A 17512-nucleotide genomic window follows, 5' to 3' on the forward strand; every position below is an offset into this window, starting at 1 on the left:
GACCTCGAAAGATTACGCTGTTGCGCGACTCGGCACGCGAGCGGTGCGTCGGCCGCGTGCGGGTGTCCGGACTCAGGAGGGCCGCGATTGATTCTGTTCGGTGATCGTGTCGTGTGCAGCACCGATGACCTGGTGAGGGCAGCGCGCTGCGAATTCGCGCTGCTGCGCGCGCTCGATACCGAACTGGGCCTTGTCGTTTCGCCGAATCCGACCGATCCGGTGAGCTTTCCGCTGGGTTCGGACACACTGTCGGACGACGTGTTCGACGATGTGTACGCGGCTCTCGGCGCGGCCGTGATCGGCATCGATTCGCCGGCCGCCACGGCCACGGAATTGCGCCGCGCACATGAGCAGACCGTCGCCGCACTCGGCACCGACGCGCCGGCGATATTCGGGGCCACCTTCTTCGACGGATCCTTCGCGGCCGGATGCGCCGTCCTCGTCCGCCGCGACGACCTCACGCCGGTTCGGCCCCGGCGATCGGCGGCCGCGGCACTGCCCGACGTCGGCGCGACCGGCGAATCCGCGACAGCGGCCGCCGACGCCCCGGACCGCGACGCCGCGCCTACTCCGCATTCCTCCTTCATCCTGTACGTCCGTTCGATGTCGTCCGATGTCGCGGCGCTCATGGAGGCCGCGGCGTGTGCGCGCATGGTGCGCGCCAACGGATTCGACGTCGATCCGTGGGTCCGGATCCGGGATGCCGCGGGCGCGGAACGGATCTACGAGCTCGGTCCGGCCGAAACCGTGTACGCGGCGCGACGGATTCGGCTCGCCACGATCCTCGCCGCCAAACAGGACGAACTGCTGCCCGTGCAGTGGGGAGACCGCCGCTACCTCGCCTGCGGGCAATGCGCGAGCTGCACCGCCGAACTGGTGGCCGGGCGTGATCTGCTGCTGGTGGCCGGGATGCGACCGTCGGTGCGTGCGCAGCTGCGCGATGCAGGCATCACCACGGTCGATCGCCTCGCCGCCGCGGATTCGTCGGTGACCGGCGTTGCGGTACAGACGTTTTCGACGCTGCGGCGGCAGGCCGAGCTGCAGTTGCGCCGCGAGCGTTCCGGGCGCCCGGCCTATGCGGTCACCGATGCCGCCGCGTTCGGCGAGCTGGCCCGGCCCGACACCGGCGACGTCTTCGTCTCGGTCGCCGGATCGGCCGTCGGCGTCGGAGTCGCCGCGCGTGGTGCGGACGGTGGCGAGGGCGTGTTCCTGTTCCACGCCTTCACCACGCACGATCCGGTGGCGCTGCTGGAATTTCTGGCCGACCGCCAGCAGCACCATCCCGACCTGCGGATCTACCACTTCTGTTCGCCGATCCGGACGCTGCTTGCCGACCTGTGCGCACGCTGCGGCGCCGACGAGGAGACCGCCGACGAGCTGCTCGGCGCGCTGCTGGACCTGTATCCGATCGTGCGTTCCGCGCTGCTGATCGGCGCCCGGTCCTATGATCTGCCGGAAGTACTCGGCCTGCTCGACCCCGAGGCGGAACCGGTTCGCGCCGATCTCGAATCCTCCTGTGCGGCAACGCTGCGGCTGCGCGAGCGACTGTGCGAACTCGCCGCCGAGCACGACATCCAGCCCTGCCCGGTCCCCCGCCGCACCCTCGCCGAACAACCGGCCGCGGTGGAGGCGGCGCTGCGCGAATTCGCCTTCGACTACGACGACACTCGCAGTGCCGGACAGCAAGCCGCCGCGATGATGGCCGCGGTCCTGGGTTATCACCGGCGCGAGCGTCAGCCGCTGCACTGGGCGCACGAGGACCGCCTGCATCGGCCGATCGGTGAATGGGCCGATACCCCGGGGGTTCTCGTCGCGGACTGGGCCAGCGTCGACACGAAATGGCAGCACACCGACGACCGGCCGATGCGGCGCTACCTGAAGCTGACCGGCAGGCTCGGCACCGGACGTCCGCCGCCTCCGGGCACCGCGGTACGCACGCTCTACGATTCGCCCGTCCCCGACCTGCCGGCCACCCCCGGCCGGCGCGCCACCGCGGCGGCGACGGTCCTCGGCTTCGCCCTCGACGACAACTTCGACGATGTGGTGCGGGTGGAGGAGCTGCTACCGCCGGGATGCGCACCCTACGACGAACTGCCGGTCGCCATCGTGCCCGATCCGCCGGGCCGCGACGACAATCTGGAACAGGCGCTGAACGCCGTGGCGCACGATCTGCTGGTCAGCCTGCCGGACGTCCCGCTGACGGCGGCCTTCGATCTGCTGTGCCGGCGGCGGCCCCGGCTGCACGGCGCGACCGCGCTGCCGCAGGTCTTCGGCGACTACGCGGCCGCGATCACCGCGGCGGTGCTCGATCTCGACCACTCGTATCTCGCGGTGCAGGGGCCCTCGGGCACCGGCAAACTCGACACCGCGGCGCGGGTGATCGAGCGGCTGGTGACCCGCTACAAGTGGCGCGTCGGGGTGGTGGCGCAAACGCATTCGGCCGCCGAGGTGCTGCTCGACGCCGTGGTCCGCGTGGGCGTACTGCCCGAACTGGTCGCCAAATCGGATGTGCACACCGTGGCTCCGGAATGGCTGGGAATCGCCGCCGACCGCTATCCGCGCTTCCTCGACAACGCGGTGAACGGTTGTGTGATCGGCGGACTGACCGGCGATTTCACCGATCCCGACCAGGTGGCGCCGCAGAGTCTGGACCTCCTGGTGATCGCCGACGCCGGGTATTTCCCGCTGGCGCAGGCGATCGCGGTCGGCGCGTCGGCGCGCAATCTGCTGCTGATCGGCGATCCCGCTCCGCTGCCGGGTACCGGCCTGCATCCCGAGCGCGTCCACGAATCGGCCCTGGGTCGCATCGTCGGCGACAACCCCACGGTGCCCACGGCTTTCGGCTATTTCCTTGAGCGCACCTGGCGGATGCATCCCCAGGTGTGCGGGCCGGTGTCGTCGCTGCGCTACGGCCGCCGGCTGCGCTCCAACGAGACGGTCACCCTCGCCCGCGAACTCGAGGGCGTCGCGCCGGGTGTGCGAGCGGTGCCGGTCGAACATCACGGCAACAGCACCGAATCCGCGGAGGAGGCCCGCGAGATCGTCCGTCAGGTCCGGTCCCTGCTTGGCCGCACCTGGCGCCAGGGCGTACTCACGCGGCGGCTGCATCCGCACGACATTCTGGTGGTCACGCCCTATCACGCGCAGGTGGCACGCATTCGAATGCTGTTGTCGCGGGCCCGGATCGAGGACGTGGTGGTCGGCACCGCCGATCGCTTCCGCGGCCGGGAGGCGGCGGTCGTGCTGATCTCGATGACAACCTCGGCCCCCGCCGACGCACCACACGGAATGGACGATCTGCTCTCGCGGCATTGGCTGACCACCGCTGTCTCCCGGGCGATGTGGTCGGCGATCGTCGTGGCGTCGCCGCTGCTCACCGACTATCTGCCCGAAACCCCCGAACAGCTGCCCGATCTGGCCGCCTACCTCGAACTGACCGGGCGCGGCTAGCCGAAGTTGCGGCCCTCGCCCCGATACGTCGGCACCGTGGTGCGCCGGTCGTCGGCATCTACGATGTGGATGGCGTCGAAGCGTTCGCAGAGCTCACCGGCCTTGGCGTGGCGCATCCACACTCGATCCCCGACGGCCAGGTCCGCTGCGCCCGTGAACGGCGTCTGCACCTCGCCCGCACCCTCGGTGCCGATCAACCGTAACCCCTTGGGCCACACCGGCTTCGGCACTCGTGAGGCACCGGCCGGACCGGAGGCGATATAGCCGCCGGCGAAGACGGTGGCGATCTCGGCAGCCGGGCGGCGCAGCACCGGCAGCGCGAAATACAGCGCGGGACGAGGCGTGAACGCGCGATATCCGTCGAACAGCGTAGGCACATAGAGACCGGATCCGGCCGTCACCTCGGTGACCTCGGGTGCCGCCACACTCACCTCGATGGACCCGCTGCCGCCGCTGTTGACGATCTCGAGCTCACCGGCCACCGAACGCACGGCGTCGAGCACATGCGTACGGCGAGTGCCGATTTCGGCCGCGGAGAGCCGTTTGACCAGCCGCACCGCGGGATTGGTGTCGGGCAGGCCGGCGATCTGGGCCTCGTAGGTCATCACACCCACCACCCGGAAGCCGCGCTCGCGAGCGACCCGGGCCAGCCGCTCGGCCTGCTCCGGAGTCCGGATCGGCGATCGGCGCACTCCCAGGTGCAGCGGGCCGATCCGCAACGAGGCGTCGACGTCCAGGCACACCCGCGGGCTGATTCCGGCGCCACCGACCGCGGCGCGGATCAGATCCAGCTGGGCGACGTCGTCGATCATCAGCGTGATCGAGTCGAGCAGGGTGGCGTCGGCGGCCAATTCGGCCAGCGCGGCGCGATCGACGCTCGGATAGCCGAGCAGAATGTCGCGTGCCCCGTGTCCGGCCAGCCACAGTGCCTCACGCAACGAATAGGACATGATGCCGGCGAATCCGCCGTGGCCGGTGAGCTGCGATCCGAGCACTTCCTCGAGGACCGCGCGGCAGCGCACCGATTTGCTGGCCACCCGGATCGGCACGCCGCGGGCCCGGCGCACCAAATCTGCGGCGTTGGCGCGCAGGGCGCTCAGGTCCAGCGCGGCCAGGGGCGGATCGAGGTCCGCGGTGGCGGCGTGCAGGTCGGCGATGGGCGACGCGTCTGTCACCACATCAGCCAATCACGAAACTGGTCAAACGTCCAGGAGAACCCGGCGCGTCGTTACCGATCGACCGCCTTGGTGATCAGCGTGGCGACCAGATCGTCCAGCACCACGAGTGTGGTCTCGTCGTCACCGTCGGCGAGCCAGCGCAGCACGGCGCCCTGGATCACGGCCAGCACATACGCCGATATCGCCGCCACCGGCTCGATCCACTGGGTATCGGAACGCTCGGCACACGCGTACAGCGCCGCACCGACCTCGGCGTCCAGGTCGCGCAGCCACTCCGTCGCCGAGAGACCGGGGCAGTCGGCCTCGCCCTCCCAGCGGCGGCGTAAGGAACTGATCGTGAGATCCAGCGTGTGCACCTGCCGTTGCGGGGTGGCCCGGATGGCCGACCACATCGCACTCACGCCGGCATGCAGAACCACCCGCAACGCGCGCGTGCCCGTGCAGTCGCAGGCGGCCGACGCGGCGTCGATGGCCTCCTGCACGATCGGCCGCGGCCGGACCCGAATCATCTCTCCACTAGCGCTCAACGACGACTCCCTCGGCGAAAGAACTCGCGCACCTCGCCTGCGCGGCTCGCTCAACGGGCATCAGATCCGCGGTGATCTCTTCCGAGGTCTACCCCGGGCGGCCCGTTCAACATCCGTCAATGTTAGAGGGTTTTCGGGGATCGTGACCAGGTTCAACGGGTCATTCCGTACTGAAAGATTGTTTTGTTACCACCCCGACACATCCCGCGGTGGGGTTCGGCGGTGGATCCGCCACGGTCAGGGCGGCTGCCGCGCGGGCGCAAACGCTCAGAACTCTACGGCCTCGGGCCGGGAATCGTTATATCGATGTGGGCGAGCACACAGCTGAGCCATCGCCGCCCACCGTGTCGAACCCGCCGATAACCTGGAGTCGTGACAACGGTGCGCCCCGATCATCTCCACATTCCCGGCACCTTCAACTACCGCGACGTCGGCGGCCTGCGCACGGCGAGCGGGACCAAGATTCGCAGCGGAGTTCTGCTCCGGTCGGCTCAGCTGTGCCGGCTCGACGAACGCGGACACGACATCCTGCGCCGGCTCGGCGTCGCCACCGTGCACGATCTGCGCGGGCCCGGCGAGGCCGACCGGATGGGCGTCGACGTCCTTCCCGACGGCGTGCGGCTGGAGGTGACACCGTTCCACTCCGGGGTCGGCGCCGCCCGGGCCCCGCACGAGGCTCCGGAGGCGACGGCGCAGCCGCCGCACGAGGCCGCCGCGCGCGACGACGCCGCGACGACCGGCCGCCACCTCGACCTGCTCGAGGTCTACGCCGAATTCCCCTCGATGCCGGAGGCGGGACTCGCGATCACCGCCATGGCCCGGTCGCTGGCCCGCGGCGACGGCGCGGTGCTGGTGCACTGCGCGGCCGGTAAGGACCGCACCGGCTGGGCGGTCGCCACCCTGCTGCGGGCCGTCGGCGTCACCGAGGACGACGTCCTGGCCGATTATCTGCTCAGCAACGAGGCCGTCGAATCGCTGGCCGCCGACGTGGCGCGCAATTCCGGCGAGTCGCTGCCGCCCGCCCTGCTGGGCGTGAGCATCGAATACCTCGCCGCCGGCACCGAGGCCATGCACCGCCACTACGGCACCCTCGACGCCTATCTCGAGGCCATCGGCATCACACCGCAATTGCGGGCCGCCCTGCACACCCGCATGCTGGAGTGATCCAGTCCTGTCGGCCGGCACCGGCTATCCGGTGCGGTGGACCAGGCCGTCGGTGTCGATGCTGACCTGATTTCCGGTGTGGAACCAACTGCCCGTGAACCGCGATTGCGTGGTCTGCGGGTCGTTCCAGTAGCGCGGGGTGATATTCGGCCCGCGACAGAGCAATTCGCCGCTGCCCACCCCGGCCCGCGGCCCCCACAGCGCCAATTCGGTACCGCCGAACGGGAATCCGAGAACGTCGCTGCCCGGCGTCACGCCGCTGTCCATCAGGGCCAATCCGATGCCGCTGGTTTCGGTCGCACCCCATACCGACCACTGCCGGGCCAGCGGAAACACCTCGCGCAGCGCCTCGGCGACGATTTCGGCGGTGCCGGCGTCGGTCGCGGCCAGTTCGGCACGATGTCCCGCACTGCACACCTGGCGCACGCCCTCCGCCCGCAATCCGGCCAGTTCCGGGAGCAGGCCCGCGAAGATGCGGGGCGTCGCGGCCACCATATCGATACGTTCGGCGACGATCGTCTCGGCGATCATCGCCGGATCCGGGGCGAGGACGACCGTGCCGCCCACGGCGAAGGTCGGCAGCAGTTGATCGACACAGCCGCTCGCGTGCGCCAGCGGCATCAGGACCAGATTGCGCAATCCTTCGGTCGGCAGGTCGAAGGCGCCCACCACCGAGCGCACCGCCGACAGCAGATTCTCGTTGGTCAACTCGACGCCGCGCGGACCGCCCGGCGCCTCCGAAAGGCCCTGGCTCGCAGCGCCGCTGGTGTAGCACAGCAGGGCGAGCTCGCTCAGCGAGGCACCGTCGTCGATGAAGGCCGCGCCGTCGGGGAAGTCGGCGTACCCGGCGTCCGCACCGCCGCCGTCGAGGACGAAATCCGCGCAGCTGTCCGCGATCACCTGGGCGGCCACGGCATCGGGCAGCCCGTCGTACACCAGCACCGGCACCGCACCGGACAACAGGGCGCCGAGGAAGGCCTGGACCCAACGCGCGCCCACCGGCATCCGCACGGCAACCCGGTCGCCGTAACCGATTCCGTGTTCCTGAAGTCCGCCGGCGATCCGGGAGGCGGCATGCCACAGCTGCCGGTAGGTCAGCCGCGGACCGCCGATTTCGACGACCGCCTCCCGGGCCGAAAACGCGTGTACCTGCACATCGAGCAGTTCGGTGAGGGCCGGATTGAGATTTCCGTACCGCAGCACGCCGTCGGCACCGCGAGCAAGAGGGTTGCCGCACCACGGATTTCGCGTCTGCGGATATTCGATCAGAAGCTGCGTCATCAAGTCCCTCCGGATGCCTCGATCAACAGGCATCTGTGACTATATGACGCAGATCACAATCGCGGGGCGTTAGGCGACAAAGATGTCCGGGCGATCACCGCCCTGTGTAGCTCGCCTTCCCCGGGCCCACCTCCAGGAAGCTGCGCACCGCACCCCGCAAATCCTCGGTTTCGAACAGTTCACCGGAGACCTTGGGCGTCACCGAATCGGCATGTTCGACGCCGCCGGAACGCCATGCCGCGATGATCTGCTTGGTGGCCGCGTGCGCGCGGGTCGGGCCGTCGGCGAGGCGGGCGGCCAGCGCCCGGGCCGCGGTGTCGACATCCTCGTGCACCGCGTTGACCACACCCCAGTCGGCGAGGGTGGCCGCGTCGTACAGGTCGCCGGTCATGACCAGCTCCCGCGCCCGGCCGGAACCGGCGCGCTCGGCCAGCCGCTGCGGGCCGCCCATCGACGGCGTCAGGCCCACGACCGTCTCCACCAGCCCGAACTTGGCCTTCGGCGAGGCCAGCAGGATGTCGCAGGCCAGCGAGATCTCGAAGGCAGCGGTCAGGGTGAGGCCGTGGGCGGCGAAGACGACCGGGCACGGCAGGGCCTCGACCGGGTGGATGATGCCCTGGAACAGGCGCTGCCACAGTTCGGCGCCCTGATCCACGCTCAGCCCGTCGAATTCGTGGACGTCGACCCCACCGGAGACGACCTTGCCCTCGGCGCGGATCAGCAGCGCGCGCGGCGGATTCGCGGTCAACTCGGCGAGATCGGCGGCGAGCGATCCCAGCAGCGCCGAATCGAACAGGTTCAACGGCGGATGGTCGATGGTGATGATCGCGAGCTGGGCGCCGGCCTCTGTCTCGGTCCGCTCCAACCGGGTGGGTTTCGAATCGCTCATCGGCCGAATCTATCCAGAACCAGTCGTAACCGGTACCCCGGCCGCCGGTCTGCCAGACTGGTCCGGTGGATACCTCGCCGATCGAGCACGCCGGTTCGAACACCGCGACCTATGTCGAGCCCGGCGAATTCAAACGCGATACGAACTACATCACGACCCGGATCACCGCCGACGGCCGCGACGGCTATCCCGTCGAACCGCAGCGTTATCGGCTGATCGCGGCGCGGGCCTGCCCGTGGGCCAACCGCACGCTGATCGTGCGGCGGCTGCTCGGCCTGGAGCAGGTGATCTCGCTGGGGTTGTGCGGGCCGACCCACGACAAACGCAGCTGGACCTTCGACCTCGATCCGGACGAGGTGGACCCGGTGCTGGGCATCCACTTCCTGCGCGACGCCTACCTCGCGCGCGACCCGGAGTATCCGCGCGGCATCACGGTCCCGGCGGTGGTGGACGTGCCGACCGGACAGGTGGTCACCAACGACTACCCGCAGATCACGCTCGACTTCTCCACCGAGTGGACGCAGTTCCACCGGCCGGGCGCGCCGCAGCTGTATCCCGAACCGCTGCGCGCCGAGATCGATCAGGTGAACCGGCGCGTCTACACCGAGGTCAACAACGGTGTCTACCGCTGCGGCTTCGCCGGCAGCCAGGATGCCTACGACGCCGCCTACGATCGGCTGTTCACCGCGCTGGACTGGTTGTCGGAACGATTGAGCGAACAGCGTTACCTGGTCGGCGACACCATCACCGAGGCCGATGTGCGGCTGTTCACCACGCTGGTGCGGTTCGACCCGGTGTATCACGGCCATTTCAAATGCAATCGGAACAAGCTGACCGAACAGCCCGTGCTGTGGGCCTACGCGCGCGACCTGTTCCAGACCCCGGGCTTCGGCGACACCATCGATTTCACGCAGATCAAGCGGCACTACTACATCGTGCACAGCGATATCAATCCGACCGGGATCGTGCCGAAGGGGCCGGAACTGTCGGGCTGGCTGACACCACACGGCCGAGAAGCACTGGGCGGCAAGCCCTTCGGGGACGGCACCCCGCCTCCGCCGCCCCTGCCGGGGGAGCGGGTTCCGGCCGCCGACTGGGTCTGAGCGTCACCGGGCGGAGGCTGTCCCCGCCTCCGCACCGGATCCGCTCGTGCGTCGTTTCGTCAGGCGGAGGTTCCCGCGTAGGTGCCGAAGCTCCAGAACACGCCTTCGGGATCGCGGCAGGTGAATCCGCGCGAGCCGTAGTCCTCGTCGCGGAGCCCGCGCACGATGGTCGCACCGGCGGCGCGGGCGCGTTCGTAGAGTCCGTCCGGGTCGTCGACGACGATGTACACCGAGCCGGTCCCCGGCGGCTGCTCGCAGAGCGCGGAATCGTCGCGCTGCGAACCCAGCATGATCCCGCCGCCGCCGGGCCAGCCGAGTTCGGCGTGCTGGACCACGTCGGCGGTGCCGTAGCGGGCGACTTCTACGAAGCCGAAGGCACGCTGCAGGAAGTCGATCGCCGCCGGGGCGTCACGGTAGATGAACGTCGGCCACAGCGGGGCGGTCGTCGTCGCGGTACGGGTCGTTGCGGTATCGGTTGTTTCGGTCATGCACCCAGCCTTTCTCGCCCGGGTCCCCGTCGTCTTGGACGAATGGGAACACCTCGCGCGCACGCCACGCCGACGGCGGGCAACCGGCCAGTTCGCGCCACTCGCGGGCCATATGGGCCTGGTCGTAATAGCCGGTCGCGGCGGCCACCTCGGCGATGCTCACCTCGGGGCGGCGCACCATGCGATGCGAGACCTCGAAGCGGGTCAGCCGCGCGGCCTCCTTCGGCGTGATGCCGAACTCGCCGGCGAATCGCGCGGCCAGATGCCTTCTGCTCCAGCCGATCTCGTGCGCCACCCGATCGACCGCGGGTGCGCCGGCGGGGTCGGTCAACAGCCGCCAGGCCCGGCGGAGATTGGCGTCCATCTCGAGCCGGCGCGAATCGATCGCGGCGACCCGCGCGCAGAAGACCTCGTCCAGCACGGCGAACCGCGCCCGCCAGTCGGAGATCGCGGCGATCCGCTCCCGCACCCGTTCGGCCTCGGGCCCCAGCAGATCCGACAGATCGACGATCCACTCCCCCAGCTCACCGGCGGGTATGCCGAACAGCGCCCGCGCGGCCTGCGGTGTCACCGCCAGCTGGATTCCGTGCTGGTAGCCGTTGTGCGCGATCAGTGTCGGCCGCAGCGTCAGCCCGCCGGCCAGCGCGTCCCAGCGGCCTCCGGCCTGGTCGGGATGGGAGGACACCGGCACGTCGATCGGTTCGTCGATGGTGAGGATCACCGTGATCGAGGTACTCGGCATGCCGACGTGCACGCCCGGATCGAATCCGCGCAGCAGATAGCCGTCGTAGCGGCCGAGATAGGGCCGCAACGACGGGGCGGGCAACCGGCGCGCTCCCGCGGAGACACCACTCACCCTCTCCACGGTAGGCGGCGCGGAGCCGCGGTGGAACCGGACCCGGGCGCGGTTCGTTGCACGGACGACGGCCGTATCGGCCACCGTCGCCGACTTCGTCCGCGGCCGTCGGATCGGCACCACTAGAGTTTGTGCCGACCGGACGAGAGGGGTGCGTTACCGATGTTCGACAGCGGCGTGGAAAAGGCCGTGCGGTCACTGCTGGACAACGGGGCACAAGTGCAGGCTCCCGCGGTCGCGAAGTACGTCGACCGGTTCCGCCGGGCACATCCGGACGAGAGTCCGGCTCAGATCCTCGATCGGCTGGAGAAGATCTATCTCACGACCGTGACCGGCAGCGGCACCGCGGTGGGCGCCACGGCCGCCGTGCCCGGGGTGGGCACCCTGACCTCGCTCGCGGCGATGAGCGCGGAAACCACCTTCTTCCTCGAGGCCTCGGCCGTCTTCACCCTGGCCGTCGCCGCCGTCCACGGCGTCGCCCCCGAGGACAAGGAACGCCGGCGTGCGCTGGTGCTGGCGGTGGTGCTCGGCGAGAGTGGTATGGAGATCGTGCAGCAGAGCGTGGGCCATTCGGCCAAGAACTGGGGCACGCTGCTGGCGGAGCGGATCCCGGGCATCAAGGGCATGAACGAATCGCTGATGAAGCGATTCGTCGTCCAGTTCGTCACCAAGCGCAGCATGCTCATGTTCGGCAAGATCCTGCCGGCCGGAATCGGCGCGGCCGTCGGCGGATTCGGCAACCGCGCCCTGGGAAAGAATGTGATCGGCAACGCGCACAAGGCATTCGGCCCCGCACCGATGCGGTGGTCCGGCCGTACCGCACGCGGTACCGTGATCGACGCCGATCCGCTTCCGGCACTGGGTAATCCGGACGGCACCGCCTCCGGTTCGACGGCCGAGCAGCGATGAGCGCGGCCCGCTCGCTCGCCGTCTCGATCAGCGGACTGCACAAGCAGTTCGAGGGTGTGGTCGCCTTACGCGATGTCGGGTTCTCGGTTCCGGCCGGCACCACCGCGGCCCTCGTCGGCCCGCCCGGATCCGGAAAATCCACGCTGATCCACATTCTGCTCGGACTGCTGCGAGCCGATTCCGGCGTCGCCGAGACCTTCGACGGCGGCGGGATCGGCGCGGTGCTGCAGCCGCGCGGACTGCACCCGGCCCGGACCGTGCGCGCCCAGTTGCGGGTGTACGCGGCCGCCGCGGGTGTCGACGACGAGCGGGTCGACGCCCTGCTCGCGATGCTGCGCCTCGACGAGGCCGCCGCCACGCGGGTGCGGGATGTTCCCGACGGCCTGCGCACGCGGCTCGCGGTGGCGCAGGCACTGCTCGCACAGCCGCGCCTGCTGGTGCTCGACGACCCGTTCGAAGGTCTCGAATCGCCCGAGCGGGCATGGCTTTTCGACTATCTACGGGCTCATGCCCGGCGCGGTGGCACCACCCTGTTCACCTCGCAGAGCCTGGCCGCGGCCGTGCCGGTCTGCGATCAGGTGATCGTGCTCTCGGCCGGTTCGGTGGCCTATCAGGGCAGTCCGCGGCGGCTGCGGCGCAACCATCCGGATCGGCTGGTGGTCGCGGCGTCGAGCCCGATCGCGCTGGCCACCACGCTGGCCGCGCAGGGCTTCACCGACGCGGTGATGCGCAGTGACGGCCGACTTGCCGTCGCCGAGGCTTCTCGCGCCGAGATCGAGGCCGCCGCGGCGCTGGCCCGGGTCCATCTCGGCGAGGTGGTGGCCGAACCCGTCCACCCGGATCGGGTGCTGGCCATCCTCACCAAATCGTCCGCGCCGCCGGCCTATCCCGCCCCCGCCCCTGCGACCATGTACGGAACGCGATGATGCTGCCGACCCTGCCCACCGTTCCCGCCGAGGTGAACCGGGCGGCGACCGCCGAACTGCGCAAGATCACCGCGGTGCGCTCCGGCTGGATGCTGCCCCCGGTGCTCGCGGCCGTGGGCTTCGTCGTCGCCTCGGCCTCCGCGTTGCGCGGGTCGGGTCCGCAACCGCGCGAGGCGCTGGTCACCGGGACCGCGACAGTCGGGTTGTATCTGGCGATCGCGGTGGCGGTGGGTGCGGCGGCGATCGGCGGCGCGGTCGCGGCCGGCGACGAATACCGCTACCGCGGCATGGAACTCACCGCGCTGTTCACGCCCGGCCGCAACGTGCTCTTCGGCGCGAAAGCCGGTGTGGCCGCGGCCTATTCGCTGATTCTCGCGGCGTGCGCGGAGATCGGCGCGGCGCTGGGCCTGCTGGCCTTCGGGCGGCACACCGTCGAATTCGGCTGGCGACTGGTGGGGGTGTTCGGCGGCGGCCTGCTCGCGGCGGTGTGCTGGGGCGTGATCGGCGTGGGCCTGGGATTGCTGGTGCGTTCACCCAATCTGGCCGTGATCGCGATGGCGGGATGGCTGTTCATCCTGGAACCGCTGATCTGGCTGGTCGCCAAGGGCGCGGGCATCGCGGGGGTGGTGGTGCTGCTGCCGGGTTCGGCCACCATCGGCTCGGTCGCGGTCGGTTCGTTCCCCGAGAGTCCGTTCCTGCCGCCGAATGCGGCCTCGGCCGTGGTGCTGGTGGTCTGGGCGATCGCCGCCGGGGCGGCCGGTTGGTGGTATCTGCGCACGCGCGACATCTGATTCGACAGCCGATCCGGGTGGAATTTCCCGCACGGGGTGCGGGAGACGCCGGGTGTCGGGGCGCGTCGGTACCGTCGAATCGACATGAACGACACCGAAACCCTCGACCCCGGATCCCGCCGCGACGCCGGCTCGGCCGCGGCGGCACCCTCCCGCCGCGCGCCCGATGCGGGCCGCGGCGGCTGGTTGCGACGGCTCTGGACTGCCTGCGCCGGTCATCCGCGGGTGCTCGCCGGCGTCGTTCTGGCCGTGGTCGCGGGAGCCGGCGCGGAGGCCGCGGCACCCCTGGCCGCGAAGGCCGCGTTGGACCGGGCCCGGGCCGGCGAGGTCGGGGCACTCGCTCCGATCGCCGCGATATTGGTCGCCCTGGCCATAGCCCGCTTCGCGGCGACCTACGGGCGGCGCTGGCTCGCGGCACGGCTGGCGCTCGACGTCCAGCACGAGGTGCGGGTGGACCTGCTCACCGCGCTGCACCGCTACGACGGACCGCGACAGGACCGGTTGCGCACCGGCCAGGTGGTGTCGCGCTCGATCAGCGATCTGCAGTTGGTGCAGGGGCTGCTCGCGATGGCGCCGCTCTCGGCCGCCTCGCTGCTGATCTTCGTCTTCGCCGCGGTGGCCATGCTGGTGCTCTCGCCGCCGCTGGCCCTGGTGTCGTTGCTGACCGTGCCGGTGCTGGCGCTGGTGGTGTACCTGGTGCGGCCGCGGCTGCACGCGGCCACCTGGTCGGCGCAGCAGCGGGCGGCCGATCTGGCCCAGCACGTCGAGGAAACCGTCACCGGCGTGCGGGTGGTGAAGGGTTTCGGCCAGGAATCGCGGATGGTGCGGATTCTGGAGGAGCACGGGCGGCGGCTCTACGCGCACCGGATGCGCGCGGCGCGCATCGATTCCCGGTTCGCGCCGACGGTGTCGGCGATTCCACAGGCCGGGCTGGTGATCGTGATCGCCCTCGGCGGCACGCTGGCGCTGCGTTCGGTGATCGGCGTCGGCACCTTCCTGGCCTTCGCGACCTACGTGACCATGATGGCTTCGAGCACCCGGATCCTGGCCAACGTCCTGGTCATGGCGCAGCTGACCCGGGCGGCGGCCGAACGCGTCTATCAGGTCATCGACGAGGCTCCGGAGACCATCGACCCGCCCGATCCGCAACCGCTGCCGGAGGGGCCGCTCGGGCTGCACATCCGAGGCCTCACCTTCGGATTCGACCCGGGACGCCCGGTGCTGCACGATTTCGATCTCACCGTGCGCCCCGGCGAGACGGTGGCGGTGATCGGACCGGCCGGCTCCGGAAAATCGACGCTGACACTGCTGCTGCCGCGATTCCACGCGCCCGAGTCGGGACGGATCAGCCTCTTCGGGGCGGACCAGGATCCGGAGACCGCCGGGATCGATATCGGGCGGGTGCGGGCCGCCGATCTGCGCGAGGCGATCGGCGTCGTCTTCGACGAGCCGTTCCTGTTCTCCGACACCATCTCCGCCAATATCGCGCTCGGGGCACCGGATGCCGGTTCCGAGGAGATCCGCGCGGCCGCCCGGATGGCCGCGGCCGACGAATTCATCCGCGCCCTGCCGGACGGTTACGACACCGTCGTCGGCGAGCGCGGCCTCACGCTCTCCGGAGGGCAGCGGCAACGCCTGGCCCTGGCGCGCGCCCTGCTCGCCGACCCACGCATCCTCGTCCTCGACGACGCCACCTCCGCGGTGGACGCCGTCACCGAGACCGCGATCTTCGACGCCCTCCCCGCCCACGGCCGCACCACGCTGATCCTCGCGCACCGCGAATCGACCCTGGCACACGCGGATCGGGTGATCCGCCTGCCGGGACCGGGCGGCAGTATCGCGGAGCCGGGCCCGGATGGATTCCCGGATACCGAACTCGTTGCGGCTGCCGAGGATTCGAGTTCGGAACCGGATGCGCCGCCGGAGATGCGGGCCGCGCTGGCGAGCCTGGCTCCGGCGACCGAACAACCGGAGCTCGACGATCGCGAGCTGGAACAGCCGGATCCGAAATTCCGGCTGGTGCGGTTGCTGCGGCCGGTGCGCCGGCTGCTGGCGGCCGTGGTCGCACTGCTGGCCGTGGACGCGGCCATCTCGGTGGCGTTCCCGGCGCTCACCCGATTCGCACTCGACGACGGCGTCGGACAGCATCGCAGCGCCGTACTGGCGGTAGCGGCCGTCGCCGGGGTGGTGCTGGTGGTCCTGAGCTGGATGGCCGAGGCTCTCAACACCCGGCTCTCGGCGCGCGGCGGCGAGCGGGTGCTGTACGGGCTGCGGGTGCGCAGCTACGCCCACCTGCAGCGACTCGGCCTGGACTACTACGAGCGCGAGCTGTCCGGCCGGATCATGACGCGGATGACGACCGATATCGACGCGCTGTCGACCTTCCTCCAAACCGGGCTGGGCACCGCCCTGATCAGCCTCGTCACGGTCGTGGGCATCGTGATCGCACTGCTGGTGATCGACGCCGCGCTGGCCGTCGTGGTGTTCGTGGCGCTGCCGCCGTTGATCGTGGCGACAGTGTTCTTCCGCCGCGTCTCGGCCTCGGCCTATTCGGCCTCGCGGGAACGGGTGGCCACGGTCAACGCCGACTTCCAGGAGAACGTCGCGGGCCTGCGCGCGACCCAGGCCTACCGCCACGAGGCCGAGGCCGCCCGCCGGTTCACCGACTATTCCGATCGATACCGCCGAGCCCGGTTGCGGGCCCAGCGCGCCATCGCGCTGTATTTCGCGTTCGTGCTGGCGTGGGCGGATCTGGCGCAGGCGGCGGTGGTGTATCTGGGCGCTCGCGAGGTCGCGCACGGCACCACGACGGCCGGCACGCTGGTGGCCTTCGTGCTCTACCTGAGCCTGTTGTTCGGGCCCATCACCCAGCTCTCCCAGGTCTTCGACGGCTACCAGCAGGCCCGGGTGGGGTTGCGCCGCATCGAAACGCTGCTGCACACGCCGTCCTCGATCGCTCCCGATCCGGCCGATGCGGTCGACATCGAGGACGGACTGCGCGGCGACGTGCGCTTCGACCGCGTGACCTTCCGCTACCCCGACGCCAGAACGCCTGCGCTGGAAGATGTTTCGCTGCACATCCCGGCCGGCTCGACCCTCGCGCTGGTCGGAGAGACCGGGGCCGGCAAATCGACGGTGGTCAAACTGCTGGCGCGCCTCTACGACCTTCCCCGTTCGCATCCCGGCGGAGACGGGGCCGGCGCACACTCCGGATCCATTCGCGTCGACGAGATCGATATCCGTGACTACCGGCTCGACCGGTTCCGTGCCCGGCTCGGCGTGGTCCCTCAGGAAGCTCACTTGTTCACCGGCGACGTCGCTAGCAACATTGCATTCGGGAAACCTTGTGCCACATCGGCCGACATCGCCCGGGCCGCCGCGGCGGTCGGCGCACTCGAGATGATCGAGACACTGCCGCGCGGTATGGCCCAGCCGATCGGCGAGGGCGGACGCGGGCTGTCGGCGGGGCAACGCCAGCTGATCGCGCTGGCCCGCGCGGAGCTGGTGGACCCGGATCTGCTGCTGCTCGACGAGGCCACCGCGGTGCTGGATCCGGCCAATGAGGAAAAGGTGCTGGTAGCGAGCAGATCGCTGGCTCGCGGGCGCACCACGGTGATCGTGGCGCACCGCTTGGCGACCGCCGCGCGCGCCGATCGGATCGCGGTTGTCGCGCACGGCCGGATCGTGGAATTCGGCGCGCACGAGCAGTTACTGGCGGAGCGCGGAATCTATAACCGACTCTGGGAGGCAGCCGATTCCGACGAAGGAATATTCTCGACCGGGGACGAGTCGTCACCTATGAGGCTGGGTCTGTCCGGGGGTGGTTAACCGGACAGTGGCGCGGCGGTGCGCCTACGCATGGCCGCGCTGGGGCACGCTGTCACGGCTGGGCCTATCCTCAGAAAGGGCGCATCGGCGCACATCGTGCCGATCGACCCGTGCCGGGCACG

13 protein-coding genes are annotated in these 17512 nt (G+C 70.2%); 7 read left to right on the forward strand and 6 right to left on the reverse strand.

The window, feature by feature from the left end; translation table 11 throughout:
• Positions 1-111 precede the first annotated feature (111 nt).
• On the forward strand, positions 112-3450 hold the full coding sequence (locus A5789_RS00810) for a bifunctional RecB family nuclease/DEAD/DEAH box helicase (RefSeq protein WP_227462691.1): 3339 nt from the start codon (positions 112-114) through the stop codon (positions 3448-3450).
• Here the strand turns inward: A5789_RS00810 and A5789_RS00815 are convergent.
• Complete coding sequence (locus A5789_RS00815; protein WP_063016957.1) at positions 3447-4625, reverse strand: amino acid deaminase/aldolase; 1179 nt, start codon at positions 4623-4625, stop codon at positions 3447-3449. The genes A5789_RS00810 and A5789_RS00815 overlap by 4 nt on opposite strands.
• 53 nt (positions 4626-4678) lie before the next feature.
• Positions 4679-5155, reverse strand: coding sequence for a TetR family transcriptional regulator (locus tag A5789_RS00820; protein ID WP_227462692.1), 477 nt, complete (start codon positions 5153-5155; stop codon positions 4679-4681).
• A 372-nt stretch (positions 5156-5527) separates the two neighbouring features.
• Between A5789_RS00820 and A5789_RS00825 the strand changes: the two genes are divergently transcribed.
• On the forward strand, positions 5528-6319 hold the full coding sequence (locus A5789_RS00825) for a tyrosine-protein phosphatase (protein ID WP_064901720.1): 792 nt from the start codon (positions 5528-5530) through the stop codon (positions 6317-6319).
• A 24-nt stretch (positions 6320-6343) separates the two neighbouring features.
• Here the strand turns inward: A5789_RS00825 and A5789_RS00830 are convergent, their stop codons facing one another.
• Together A5789_RS00830 and A5789_RS00835 are read right to left on the reverse strand one after the other, a co-directional pair.
• Positions 6344-7600: a class I adenylate-forming enzyme family protein gene (locus A5789_RS00830; RefSeq protein WP_064901721.1), complete on the reverse strand. Its 1257-nt coding sequence runs from the start codon at positions 7598-7600 to the stop codon at positions 6344-6346.
• Between the two features lie 94 nt (positions 7601-7694).
• Entirely contained in the window at positions 7695-8489 is a 795-nt protein-coding gene (locus tag A5789_RS00835) for an enoyl-CoA hydratase/isomerase family protein (RefSeq protein ID WP_063019539.1), read from the reverse strand.
• Between the two features lie 65 nt (positions 8490-8554).
• Between A5789_RS00835 and A5789_RS00840 the strand changes: the two genes are divergently transcribed.
• Positions 8555-9592 (forward strand): glutathione S-transferase family protein, encoded by a 1038-nt coding sequence (locus A5789_RS00840; protein WP_369817460.1) that lies wholly within the window; start codon positions 8555-8557, stop codon positions 9590-9592.
• A gap of 59 nt (positions 9593-9651) precedes the next feature.
• Here the strand turns inward: A5789_RS00840 and A5789_RS00845 are convergent, their stop codons facing one another.
• A complete protein-coding gene (locus tag A5789_RS00845) occupies positions 9652-10080 on the reverse strand; it encodes a VOC family protein (protein WP_063019541.1) in 429 nt (142 codons plus the stop codon).
• A complete protein-coding gene (locus A5789_RS00850) occupies positions 10001-10936 on the reverse strand; it encodes an AraC family transcriptional regulator (protein WP_082940385.1) in 936 nt (311 codons plus the stop codon). The genes A5789_RS00845 and A5789_RS00850 overlap by 80 nt, the downstream gene beginning before the upstream one ends.
• A 162-nt stretch (positions 10937-11098) precedes the next feature.
• On the opposite strand from A5789_RS00850, the gene A5789_RS00855 reads away from it, so the two are divergent.
• The 4 genes from A5789_RS00855 to A5789_RS00870 all read left to right on the forward strand — a co-directional run bounded on the left by A5789_RS00855 (position 11099) and on the right by A5789_RS00870 (position 17390).
• Positions 11099-11845 (forward strand): hypothetical protein, encoded by a 747-nt coding sequence (locus tag A5789_RS00855; RefSeq protein WP_063019543.1) that lies wholly within the window; start codon positions 11099-11101, stop codon positions 11843-11845.
• Positions 11842-12771 (forward strand): ABC transporter ATP-binding protein, encoded by a 930-nt coding sequence (locus tag A5789_RS00860; RefSeq protein ID WP_030514945.1) that lies wholly within the window; start codon positions 11842-11844, stop codon positions 12769-12771. The genes A5789_RS00855 and A5789_RS00860 overlap by 4 nt, the downstream gene beginning before the upstream one ends.
• Positions 12768-13562 carry a hypothetical protein gene (locus A5789_RS00865; RefSeq protein WP_082940376.1) on the forward strand — a complete coding sequence of 265 codons (795 nt, stop codon included), beginning with the start codon at positions 12768-12770 and terminating at the stop codon, positions 13560-13562. The genes A5789_RS00860 and A5789_RS00865 overlap by 4 nt, the downstream gene beginning before the upstream one ends.
• A gap of 84 nt (positions 13563-13646) precedes the next feature.
• A complete protein-coding gene (locus tag A5789_RS00870; protein WP_064901723.1) occupies positions 13647-17390 on the forward strand; it encodes an ABC transporter ATP-binding protein in 3744 nt (1247 codons plus the stop codon).
• Positions 17391-17512 lie beyond the last annotated feature (122 nt).

It is taken from the genome of Nocardia sp. 852002-51101_SCH5132738 (assembly GCF_001665695.1).
GTDB lineage: Bacteria > Actinomycetota > Actinomycetes > Mycobacteriales > Mycobacteriaceae > Nocardia > Nocardia nova.

What these genes read in the sequence shown, in the direction of transcription:
- A5789_RS00855 (WP_063019543.1), top strand. Translation starts at nt 11,099, where the DNA reads ATGTTCGACAGCGGCGTGGAAAAGGCCGTGCGGTCACTGCTGGACAAC.
- A5789_RS00830 (WP_064901721.1), bottom strand. Translation starts at nt 7,600, where the DNA reads ATGACGCAGCTTCTGATCGAATATCCGCAGACGCGAAATCCGTGGTGC.
- A5789_RS00860 (WP_030514945.1), top strand. Translation starts at nt 11,842, where the DNA reads ATGAGCGCGGCCCGCTCGCTCGCCGTCTCGATCAGCGGACTGCACAAG.
- A5789_RS00865 (WP_082940376.1), top strand. Translation starts at nt 12,768, where the DNA reads ATGATGCTGCCGACCCTGCCCACCGTTCCCGCCGAGGTGAACCGGGCG.
- A5789_RS00835 (WP_063019539.1), bottom strand. Translation starts at nt 8,489, where the DNA reads ATGAGCGATTCGAAACCCACCCGGTTGGAGCGGACCGAGACAGAGGCC.
- A5789_RS00845 (WP_063019541.1), bottom strand. Translation starts at nt 10,080, where the DNA reads ATGACCGAAACAACCGATACCGCAACGACCCGTACCGCGACGACGACC.
- A5789_RS00870 (WP_064901723.1), top strand. Translation starts at nt 13,647, where the DNA reads ATGAACGACACCGAAACCCTCGACCCCGGATCCCGCCGCGACGCCGGC.